The 11,481-nt window shown below is 38.9% G+C and carries 8 protein-coding genes; 3 read left to right on the top strand and 5 right to left on the bottom strand.

Annotated features, from left to right (window positions below):
- Positions 1 to 129: 129 nt before the first annotated feature.
- Positions 130 to 1,122, bottom strand: a complete 993-nt coding sequence (locus tag RMZ95_RS25480) for a cupin-like domain-containing protein (protein WP_322682762.1) — start codon at positions 1,120 to 1,122, stop codon at positions 130 to 132.
- 737 nt (positions 1,123 to 1,859) lie between these two features.
- On the opposite strand from RMZ95_RS25480, the gene RMZ95_RS25485 reads away from it, so the two are divergent.
- From RMZ95_RS25485 to RMZ95_RS25495, 3 genes are all read left to right on the top strand, one after another.
- Positions 1,860 to 4,646 (top strand): TonB-dependent receptor, encoded by a 2,787-nt coding sequence (locus RMZ95_RS25485; protein ID WP_322682761.1) that lies wholly within the window; start codon positions 1,860 to 1,862, stop codon positions 4,644 to 4,646.
- 144 nt (positions 4,647 to 4,790) lie between these two features.
- On the top strand, positions 4,791 to 5,621 hold the full coding sequence (locus RMZ95_RS25490) for an iron-siderophore ABC transporter substrate-binding protein (RefSeq protein WP_322682760.1): 831 nt from the start codon (positions 4,791 to 4,793) through the stop codon (positions 5,619 to 5,621).
- Positions 5,622 to 5,914: 293 nt separating this feature from the next.
- Entirely contained in the window at positions 5,915 to 6,292 is a 378-nt protein-coding gene (locus RMZ95_RS25495; RefSeq protein WP_322682759.1) for a DUF1636 family protein, read from the top strand.
- 47 nt (positions 6,293 to 6,339) lie between these two features.
- Here the strand turns inward: RMZ95_RS25495 and RMZ95_RS25500 are convergent, their stop codons facing one another.
- The 4 genes from RMZ95_RS25500 to RMZ95_RS25515 are packed head-to-tail and all read right to left on the bottom strand — an operon-like array spanning position 6,340 to position 11,120.
- Positions 6,340 to 8,151: an ABC transporter ATP-binding protein gene (locus RMZ95_RS25500; RefSeq protein ID WP_322682758.1), complete on the bottom strand. Its 1,812-nt coding sequence runs from the start codon at positions 8,149 to 8,151 to the stop codon at positions 6,340 to 6,342.
- A 60-nt stretch (positions 8,152 to 8,211) separates the two neighbouring features.
- Positions 8,212 to 9,033 (bottom strand): ABC transporter ATP-binding protein, encoded by an 822-nt coding sequence (locus RMZ95_RS25505; protein ID WP_322682757.1) that lies wholly within the window; start codon positions 9,031 to 9,033, stop codon positions 8,212 to 8,214.
- 18 nt (positions 9,034 to 9,051) lie between these two features.
- The gene (locus RMZ95_RS25510) at positions 9,052 to 10,092 is read right to left on the bottom strand and encodes an iron ABC transporter permease (RefSeq protein WP_322682756.1); all 1,041 of its coding nucleotides are present in this window, start codon (positions 10,090 to 10,092) and stop codon (positions 9,052 to 9,054) included.
- The gene (locus RMZ95_RS25515) at positions 10,089 to 11,120 is read right to left on the bottom strand and encodes an iron ABC transporter permease (RefSeq protein WP_322682755.1); all 1,032 of its coding nucleotides are present in this window, start codon (positions 11,118 to 11,120) and stop codon (positions 10,089 to 10,091) included. The genes RMZ95_RS25510 and RMZ95_RS25515 overlap by 4 nt, the downstream gene beginning before the upstream one ends.
- Positions 11,121 to 11,481 lie beyond the last annotated feature (361 nt).

Genomic DNA, 11,481 nt, shown 5'->3' on the forward strand with positions numbered 1-11,481 from the left:
TTCTATTGACTCCAATTTAATATTTTTGATTATTTCCTAATCAAACAATTTTTCCAGGCAAAACCAATGCTTATAAACCACTATGAAAATTTTTATTTATTTTGATTTCAACTCAACGTAATATGCAACTTATTTGGTCACAAGAGCATCAATCAAAAATTGCCTTAAAAAAATCATAAAATCTTTGAAAGTGAGATTTCCAACAGAAATTGAATGATATAAATAATAAGGTGCAGTCTTTAAAAAAACTGACAACATATTCTTTTGCCAGAAAAAGTCTTGGATTTTAACATCGTACCAAAATGATAATGAGATATTATCATCTACTGCGGTCATTCGATGCCACCAAAAAGGTGGTAGGTAAAGTATTTCTCCCGGTTGAAGTACAAATTCTATTTTTTCTTGCCAGGGAAACTTCGGAAATAATTCCAAATTTAATAGATCCGGATTGACCTTACTATCATATGCTGCCCCAGAACGAGCCTCAAGAGGTGGATAGAATGACAAATAATTTGAAGGTGGAAATAAGAGTACTCTTTTTCTACCTCTAATTTGGGCAAAAAGATTATGTGATAAGTCAAAGTGAAGAGGACTATTTGAGGAAAAACTTTTACTTGATAAACCAAACCATAACATCACAAACGCCTTCCTGTTGAAGTATTCTGGATAAGTTATATCTCCAATAATTTCAGGGAAGCGCTCTTCAAAATATGCCTGATTTAAATAACATTCTAAACTATGAATATTATTATTTTTACTAACCCTATCTTCTATATGGTTATTTATATACTCCTCCAATTTCATTTCTTTTGGAGTTTCGTACCCATCTTCATAAGCAAAGTTTTTATAGTCTTGCCAAAAATCTTTCTTAAAAAACCGTACTGGAACCAGATTATTTCCGCACTTTTTTATCAGATAATCATTTGTCCAATTATTACAAGCATCCCAATATTGAGCAACATCTTTAATTATAAAAGGATGATATTGTTTCAATAACTCTGAAAATTGCTTTGTACTAGGACTTTTGATTTTTAAAATTGATTCATTAGCTTGAATTTGCATAAAAACTCCAACATACTCAGCACGATGTGCAACTTGTTTTGGTGTAAGAGCATCAATCAAAGATTTTTTTCAAGATAGGACTTACGCACGAGTTACGGAATAACGTAGACGCATTTGCAAAGCTTCTGTCTACCACACGCTAGGTTCTCGTAGAAGCTGCTCCTCTGAACGCCAAAGGCGAAGGCGCAGGCTACCGCAGAGGACACGGAGAAATCAGAGTTTGAGTAATATATTGCGTAAGTACAAAAAAAATTCCATAGAATTTTTTTGGATAAATATTTTCTTTATTGCAAGTAATTTTTATTTATCCTTGATTAGATTAACGAGAATGAGTTGCTTTAGCAAGAGAAAATTTATATATAAAAATTATCAAAAAGCTACATCTATATCAGCTTTTTTTATGTAACCTTGTTTATAGATGACGAGCAATATACTTTTCCAAACCCCATCTCAAAATAGATGTCTAAGTTTTGCATAGGGCTAAATAACACAGGATTTCGTTCTATTTGGGCAAATAAATAAACAATAAGGTTATCTAAGCATTTTGGAAATACTTATCGAGGAAGTAGTTTTAGCTACTAGTTAAATCTCTGATGACGCGTCAAGCAAACAACTAGCTATAAGAATAATTGCTGCTTGCTATCCAGATTAAATAAAAAAGATTATTAATTATCTTGTGTCTAGCATCACTTCATAATATGATTCAACTAGCTTAAACCTAAATGACAATTCTTTTCAAAGATTGTCATTGTGTCTCCGAGTCCGGCCAAGTAGTGTGATTGAGTGTAAGCGGATCAATGAAGTTAGATAAATTTTTTCAAAGCCTGCTGTTAACAGGTGCGGTTGTTGTTGTGATTAACACTCCAGCTAAAGGTGAGGAAGTACGAGAGAATGTTCAAAGCAAATCTTCTACCCACAAGGTAGGGAAATCTGCATTAGATGAAAAGGTTGCAGTTACAGATAAAAAATTTGCGAACAGCAAATCTCCAGTACTAACTCCCAGTAGCAACAAATCCCAACTCCTTAAAACAAAGTCGGATAAAACAAGTAAAAATATTCGCCGACTAAGCGAAATCGAACTTCCCGCTACTAGCGCTCAAATGCTGGTACAGTCACCAACACCAACTAACCCCCCTAACTCAGAACAAAGAAATGGGGATCAACAAGTCATACCAATCACAGGAGTCAAGGTAAATCCCACAGACAAAGGTGTAGAGCTAATTCTAGAGACATCTCTTGGGGAAAAACTACAAATAACAAATCGTAGTCAGGGGAATAACTTTATTGCTGATATTCCCAACGCCCAACTGCGTTTACCCAGTGGTGAAGCTTTCGTATTTCGTTCAGAAAAACCACTTACGGGAGTGACTGAGATTACAGTCATCAACCAGGATGCGAATACTGTCCGGGTGATGGTGGTAGGTGAGGCAGGACTACCACAAGCTGAGTTGTTTGATGGTGATGAAGGTCTGATTTTTGGAGTGACAACAACTGCTGCAACGGCGACGCAGCCACCGGTAACACCACAGCAACCAGTAAATGAGACACCGCAAGAGGAACCAGCAGCGCAACCAGATGAGCCGATTGAATTGGTGGTGACAGGGGAGCAAGATGGGTATCGCGTACCTGATTCTTCAACTGCGACAAGAACCGATACACCCTTGCGTGACATTCCTCAATCGATTCAGATAGTACCACAACAAGTGTTGCGCGACCAACAGGTTACTCGCCTAGACGATGCACTCAGAAACGTTGCGGGTGTAACTCAAGAATTTACCAGTGGCCCAGGTGTTTACTATAGACTTCGCGGATTTGCTCTATCGGATAATAATTTGCTTAGGAATGGTTTACCCGACCCTGGGGTTGGAGATACGGTTGAACTTGCCAATGTTGAGCGAGTCGAGGTACTCAGAGGGCCAGCATCCGTACTATTTGGCTTGGGTAGTCCGGGAGGAAGCATCAATATCGTTACTAAACCTCCTTTAAGCGATCCTTTTTACGCTGTTGATGCAACCGTTGGCAGCTATAGTTTCTACAGAGGTGCAATCGATCTTTCTGGGCCGTTAAATGACTCAAAAAGCGTATTGTATCGGCTCAATACAGCTTATAGAAATTCAGGCAGTTTTATCGATTTCTACAGTAGTGAAAACTTCAATATATCACCTACGATCGATGTGGCGATTGGCGAAAGAACTAAGCTGACTTTAAGCGCAGACTACATTGAGACTAGAAATTCTGGCACAGAATTTGGTGTACCGACTGTTGGCACTATATTTCCGAACCCTTACGGTAAAATCCCCCGTAATCGCAACCTTACTGAACCGACCGATGAAATAAACGGATCGACTACAAGGATTGGATATCAGCTAGAACATAAATTTAGCGACAATTGGTCTTTGAACAATGCTTTTCGGTATGGTTTTAACAGTTACTATGCTGCACAAACGAGACCTGGAAGTTTAGATGCAGACAACCGAACTATTAGCCGTTCTTTCTCAATATTTGACCAATATTTCACGAATTATATTCTCACAACAAATGTTGTAGGTAAGTTTTCCACAGGTTCTATTCGGCATCAGCTTCTATTTGGAGTCGATCTGAATCATTATATAAACGCAACACCAAGATATGCGTTTGCTGATGCTGCATCCATTGATATATTTAACCCTATTTACGGTCAACCAAGAGGTGAGTTTACTTTTGAAACTAGCAATAAAGCAACAACAGATTCTTTAGGAATTTATCTTCAAGATCAAATCGCCATAACAGAAAACTTGAAGCTGCTGTTGGGTGCGCGGTTTGATGGTTTTAAGCAATACTCTGAAGATTTTCCTACTAATACAGAAAGTAGCCAGTCAGATAGCGCCTTAAATCCTCGGTTTGGAATTGTTTATCAACCCATAAAAGCTATTTCGCTGTATGCCAGCTATATCAGTTCATTTACTCCAGCAAGAGGCACATATCTTTTTGGCGCTAGTTTGGCGACAGGTTTTGACCCAGAACGGGGTAGGCAGTATGAGGTTGGCGTAAAGGCAGATTTAAACGACCGACTTTCGGCAACGCTTGCTTTCTATGATTTGACCCGTACCAATGTTTTAGTAACTGACCCGAATAATCAAGATTTTCAAATCCAAACAGGTGAGCAGAACAGCCGAGGGATTGAACTGAGTCTGACGGGCGAAATTTTGCCAGGATGGAATATTCTTGCAGGCTATGCTTATACTGATGCCCGTATTACCGAGGATGCTACTATTCCAGTTGGAAGTCGTTTGCCCAATACCGCAGACCATGCTTTCAACGTATGGACAACCTACGAAATTCAAAAAGGTGATTTACAAGGGTTAGGATTTGGTTTAGGTTTATTTTTTGTGGGCGATCGCGCTGGAGATTTGCCAAATACTTATGAAGTACCGAGTTATGTTCGGACTGATGCAGCTATTTTCTACAACAGAGATAGATTTAGAGTCGGACTCAATTTCAAAAACTTATTTGACGTAGAGTATTTTGAAAATACGTATTTTGGCGGTCGTGTTGGTTATGGACAGCCTTTTACAGTCCAAGGAACCATTTCGTGGCAGCTTTAATAATTAAGACTTAAGACAATCATGCGACATTTTTCCTATTGGCTAATATTGGGCATCTTAGGATTTACTCTAGTTACAGCTTGCAGCGATCGCGCACTTCACAATACATCCTCATTACCTAAACAACCAACCGCAGAATGTCGTATGGTTAAACACACAATGGGGGAAACCTGTGTTCCTATTAACCCCCAGCGTGTTGTTACCTTATCTTCATGTACTTTAGGCAATGTCCTAGCACTTGGGGTTAAACCCATCGGGACAACTAACGAAGTTTACGTAGAAGGAAACTCTCTAACATCCATGAATGGCGATCCAAAGGGAATAAAATTACTTGGACTTTCTCAACCCAATTTAGAAGCAACATTACTACTCAAACCAGATTTAATTATTGGTGTAGATTGGTTTAAGCCAATATATCCTTTACTATCTAAAATTGCCCCTACAGTATTAGGCGAAATTGATTACGTCAACTGGCAAAGACATTTCAGTTTTGTTGCACAATCACTGGGAAAACAAGAAGTTGAGAAAGAACTTTGGGAACGCTACTATCAACGAATACAAAAGCTAAAACAAGCATTAGGAAGTCGCTATCAAGGTAAAAAAATATCATTCGTAACTCTTGGGCACAATCAAATATATATTGATGCAAAAAATTCCTTTGCTGGTTCAATTCTTAACGATGTTCTTTTGCAGCGTCCAGCTTCACAAAATAGGGATTCAGTTTATGGATCGTTTCCTATTTCATTAGAGGAATTAAAAAAAGCAGATGGCGATATTTTATTTGTGACAACTTATTCAAGTGGTGGCAATCAATTTCTTGAAGATAAACAACGAGAGCCACTTTGGAAAAGCCTTAAGGCTGTTCAAGAGAATCATGTTTATTATGTTGATTTTACGTCATGGGCTGCGACAAATATGCTTGGAACTGATGTAGTAATTGATGACCTTTATAAATACCTCGTCAATACATTCTAAATGATGACTAAACATCCCCTATTCATCTATAAAGGATATATTTTTATTCCTGAAAAAGAACTATCGAAGATAGACGGTGATATTATTATATTTATAGGGTTTGATGGAGATGACGAACAAAAAATTTTTAAAAAACTCTAGCAAAAACTATTATAGAAAGCGCTGAAAGCCACCTCAATCTAAAATCCAAAATCTAAAATCTAAAATCTAAAATTGGCACGGTCAAATTTGCTTGCGGTCAATGCAGTAATAGATGACCTCTACAAATACCTTGTTAACACCCCTTAAATTAAATGACTAAACACACGTTATTCGTCTGCAAATCTTGTCATCGCTCATCTGAAGAACGACCAGAAAAAGCGCCTTTCGATGGTGATATTTTACTTGACCAACTAAACACTTTATGCGCCCAACAATTTCATGCTAATGAACTTAAAATTCAGCCCGTTGGATGTTTATGGGCTTGCAATAAAGGCTGCGTTGTATCTGTATCGAGCCACAATAAGCCCACCTATGTTTTTGCTAATCTTCTCCCTGAAGAAAGCCCAGCACCGTTACTAGAATTTATACAACTCTATATCAAGAGCCGTAAAGGAGTTTTAGCTTGGGAACAACTTCCCGATCTTTTGCAGTCTGCGAGCATAGCGCAAATTCCGCCTGTGAAATCATAGCTTTGATAAAGTATGTTTGATTTGATAATTCAGCAACATCCTATATTTTATTTCACCCCCAATTGCACGTTCCATAAACCAGCATAAATCCCATTTTTCTCTAACAATTGTTCGTGTGTTCCCGATTCAACTAATTCTCCATATTCCATCACATAAATACAATCAGCATTGCGGATAGTGGAAAGACGATGAGCTATGGCTATTGTGGTTCGATTAACAGTAATTCGTTCCAAAGAACGCTGAATGGCAGCTTCAGTTTCATTATCCACTGCTGAGGTAGCTTCATCTAAAACTAATATAGGCGGGTTTTTCAAAACAGCCCTAGCGATCGCAATTCTTTGGCGTTGTCCACCAGATAATTTTTGACCCCGTTCTCCGACTATTGTCTCATAACCTTGGGGTAGGCTGATAATAAAATCATCAGCTTCGGCAATTTTCGCAGCTTCAATGATTTGTTTATCAGTAGCATCGAAAGTACCATAGGCGATATTTTCAGCAATAGTACCATGAAATAAGAATACGTCTTGGCTGACCAAGCCAATACTGCGACGCAAATCACGTAAATTTAATTTTTGAATATTAATATCATCAATAGTAATTGTGCCAGAAGAAATATCATACAATCGCAACAATAATTTAACTAAAGTGCTTTTTCCAGAACCTGTAGAACCAACAATAGCAATAGTTTTACCTGCGGGGATATGTAAAGATAATTTCTTAATTACTGCTTCTCTATCGTGATAAGCAAAAGTAACTTGTTTAAAGTCAATTTTACCTCGAACTCGATCCACAGGTAAGAATCTGTCTCCCGCAGTAATGTTGATGGGAGCATCTAATAAATTCATCACCCGATTAGTAGAAGCCATTGACCTTTGATATTTGTCAAATATTTCTCCTAATGTTACTAAAGGCCACAATAATCGCTGTACTAAAACGAGTAAAACGCTGTAATTTCCGATAGATATTTGACCAGCATATGCTGCCATACCTCCCCAAAATAATAAAGCTGTGAACCCTGCTAAAACTAGCATTCTGATTAAGGGCACAAATGCGGCAGAAAGTTTAATTGCTTTAGTGTTACTTTTTCTATAAGCTTCGCTATCTCCTGCCAATCTAGCGCTTTCATAAGGTTCAGCAGTGAAACTTTTAATTGTAGTAATACCGCTAATATTATTGGCTAGTCGTGAGTTCAGAAAGCTTACTCTTTCCCGGACTTCAGCGTAACGAGCTTCCAGACGCTTTTGATAACTAAAGGAACCCCAAACAATAAATGGCATTGGTAACATTGCAGCAAAGGTGATGTAGGGAGGTAAAATGAAGAATGCACCACCACTTAAAATGATCAGTGAAGCGATAATATTGATAATTTCATTGGCTCCAAAATTTAAAAAATCTTCTAACTGGTTGATATCATCATTCAAAATTGCCATCAAACCGCCAGTACTGCTTTCTTCAAAGTAAGCTGAATCTAATTCTTGTACATGATTGTAGGTATCCAAGCGTAAATTATGCTGGATATTTTGGGCTAAATTACGCCAAATTCTGTTATATGCGTACTCAGAAGTAGATTCTAGTATCCAGACAATGATAGTGATAAATGAAAGTAGTGAAAACTGCCAAAATATTTCTTTTACACCCAACTTAGCAAATACAGAATTTTGCTGCTCTACGAGAATATCTACCGCAATACCAATTAACCACGGTGGTGCTAAATCTAAAATTGTATTAATTATAGAACATGCTGTTGCCTGCCAAATTTTTTGTCGATATTGGCTGCCATAGTTGAGCAAGCGTTGTAAAGGATGGGCTGAATTTCTTTGATTTTTAGATACTCTAGGAGATTTTGATGTGATTGTCACGACAGTTTCTTATTTGTAGTTAGATGATTCATGAGAGCGATATTTCTAATAAAAATAGAATCAGGAATTTAAGTACATTTGTTTGTTATTTACTACTTTTCCCTTGCGTCCTATTGGTACACACATTGGCGTCTCCACCACTGGGTCAGGAATAATCCGACACTCCAACCCAAAAACCTCTTGAACCATTTCTTGAGTCATCACTCGCTTTGGTTCCCCAGCAGCAAAAATTCGACCATCTTTGACTGCAACTAAGTAATCAGCATAACGACACGCTTGATTTAAATCATGCAGTACCATCACAATTGTCCGTCTCTGATTTTGGTTTAACTCATACAACAAATCCAAAATTTCTATCTGGTGCGCCAAATCTAAAAAAGTAGTCGGTTCATCTAAAAGTAAAATCTCTGTATCTTGCGCCAACGCCATTGCAATCCAAGCTCTTTGTCGTTGTCCACCAGACAAAGTATCTAATGCTCTATCTGCTAATTTCGACAAATCTGTAATTAAGAGTGCCTGCTGCACGATTTTTTCATCTTTTGTCGACCATTGCTGTAACCAATTTTGATAAGGATAACGCCCTTGTGCTACTAAATCTTGCACTGTTAACCCTTCTGGTGCTACTGGTGCTTGGGGCAAAATACCTAATTGCTGTGCTACTTCTTTGGTAGAAAGATTGAAAATAGACGTTCCATCAAGATAGACTGTACCGCTACGGGGTTGAAGCAATCTTGCCAGACCTCGTAACAAAGTTGATTTCCCACAACCATTAGCACCAACTAAAGCACTGATTTGTCCGGCAGGGATTGCCAAATTTAGGTCACGGATAATCAGCGCCCCATCATAAGCTAAAGACAGACTTTTAGTTGAGAGTCCTTTCATAGGTAATATTTCCCAGCTTTATTTTTTGCGATTACGAATTAATAAATAAAGAAAATAAGGAGCGCCAATAGCAGCAGTTACAATCCCACAAGGAAGTTCTATAGGTGCAAACAGCGTTCTTCCTAGCAAGTCTGCCATCACAACAATCACTCCCCCCAAAAGTGCAGAAGTAGGAATCAAGCCTTCATGGGTTGCACCTACCAACTGTCGTCCTAAATGGGGTGCGATTAAACCAATAAAACCAATATTTCCGGCGGTGGCGACTCCTGCACCTGCTAAGGCTACACCTACCAGCACGAGTAAACCACGTTGCCATTCCACTTGAGTACCTAAACTTTTGGCAACATCATCTCCTAAGTTAAGAGCGTTCAAATGCCTTGCTAGTGTTAAAGCCATTGGTACAAAAATAATTAACCAAGGTAACAAAGAAAAGACTTGCTCCCAAGTCCGGCCGTAGACGCTTCCAGCTAACCAAACCAAAGCATTGCTAACATCAGAAATTTCTCCAAAGGTAATCATCAAGCTGGTTATGGCACTGGCGATCGCAGACAAGCCAACACCCATTAAAATTAGTAAAATCGGAGAACTACCGTTATTCCAAGCCAGCGAGTAAATTAAAATCGCCATCAGCAATGCACCAGCAAAGGCTGATAAAGGTAAGGTATAAATCGCTGCTGATGGGAATAGTACAATTACTGTAACTGCCGCCAAGCTCGCCCCAGCATTGATGCCGATAATACCTGGGTCAGCCAATGGATTGCGTGTCAATCCTTGAAAGATCGTGCCAGAAATTGCCAGCGCCACTCCCACCATAAAAGCTACAAGGGTACGGGGTAAACGCAGATTCTGAATCACGAATCGATGGTCTGGGTTTCCTGTATCTAAACCCAATATAGTTTTCACGATATCCAAAGGCGAGATTGGATATTCACCCCGCCCTATATTCATCACCATCGCCACTGCGATCACTACTGCCAAACATAACAGTATGACTGGTACACGTCGGTCGGTGCGGAAAGATATCGCTTGGGAACGAATGACTAGCCAATCAAAACTCATTTTTTCACCTTTGACTTAGCTAGGTAGACAAAAAAAGGAGCGCCAACTATTGCTGTCATTACACCTACAGGTAACTCCTGTGGTTTAAACAATATACGGGCGGCAATATCTGCAACCAACAGTAAAATAGCACCCAAAACTGCACAATAAGGTAATATCCACCGATAATCGGCTTTAATGTAAAATCTCACTATATGGGGAACGACTAAACCAATGAAGCCGATTGGCCCTGCAAGGGCAACGGAACTTCCTGCTAGTAAAACTACGCTGATAGCGGTAAATATTTTGATCAAAGCTGTCTGTTGGCCCAAGCCTTTAGCGACATCTTCACCTAAACTCATAGTGGTAATTTGTCTGCCGAGGGTAAAAGCTATTACTAATCCCATACCGACAAAAGGCAGTAGTAGTAAAAATAAATTAAAATCTCGACCAGATAATGAACCAGCTAACCAAAATCTCACTTCTTCGAGTGTTTGTTGACTAACAATCAGGATACCAGTAGTGAAGGAAGAAATCAGAGCAGTTAACGCCGCTCCTGCTACCGTTAAATTCAGTGGGGTGGCTCCTCCGCGTCCCAGAGACCCAAGGATGTAAACTAACACTGCTGTTAATCCCGCACCCAAAAAGGCCACAAGAGCGTAAATACTTGGGGATGAACTGCCAAAAACAAAAGTTGACACAACGACAAACAAGGCAGCTCCCGACTCAATACCTAAAATACCTGGGTCTGCTAGGGGGTTTCGCGTCAAACCCTGCATCAATGCTCCCGATACAGCAAGGGCTGAACCGACAAGGATCGCAATTAGCGATCGCGGTAATCTCACGGTCTGAATAACTAAGCGATCGTAGGAACCATCAGAGGCTATAAAAGATGTCAAAATTTTGTCTAAAGGTATTTCTGCTGCACCTAGCGTCACACTGTACACCAAGCAAATTAGCAGCATACATAGCCCTAAAACCAGACCAAATAAGGCTGATATTTGTGGCTGCTTCAATCGTTTAGGTGACACTGTGGTCGCTTTTATCATGATCCTGCCGTAATTTGAAAATATGACGCTCTGCTGGCTAGTTGTTTTTTCAATAGATAATATCAATATTTAACAGTATTTTAATCATCAAATTGATAATCTTTCTTGATAAATATATAGATTACATGATTGTGTAGCCTTTTAGCCATTTTTTAAACGGAATAAAGGATACCATGATAATTTGATATTATTTCTCAATAAAGTGGTATTGTTAGATCGACTTAAATCTGCTATAACTCTCTTTATCTAGTTCAACTTCTCGATAGCCAGAGTAGTCAAACATACGTTGGATGACTTTTCCAACATGCTCTAAGCTCGACTTTATCCATTTTTAATTCAATCAAGCAGCGTAAACAGCAAT

The sequence above is a fragment of the Nostoc sp. DedQUE07 genome, assembly GCF_034530975.2.
Taxonomy (GTDB): domain Bacteria; phylum Cyanobacteriota; class Cyanobacteriia; order Cyanobacteriales; family Nostocaceae; genus Nostoc.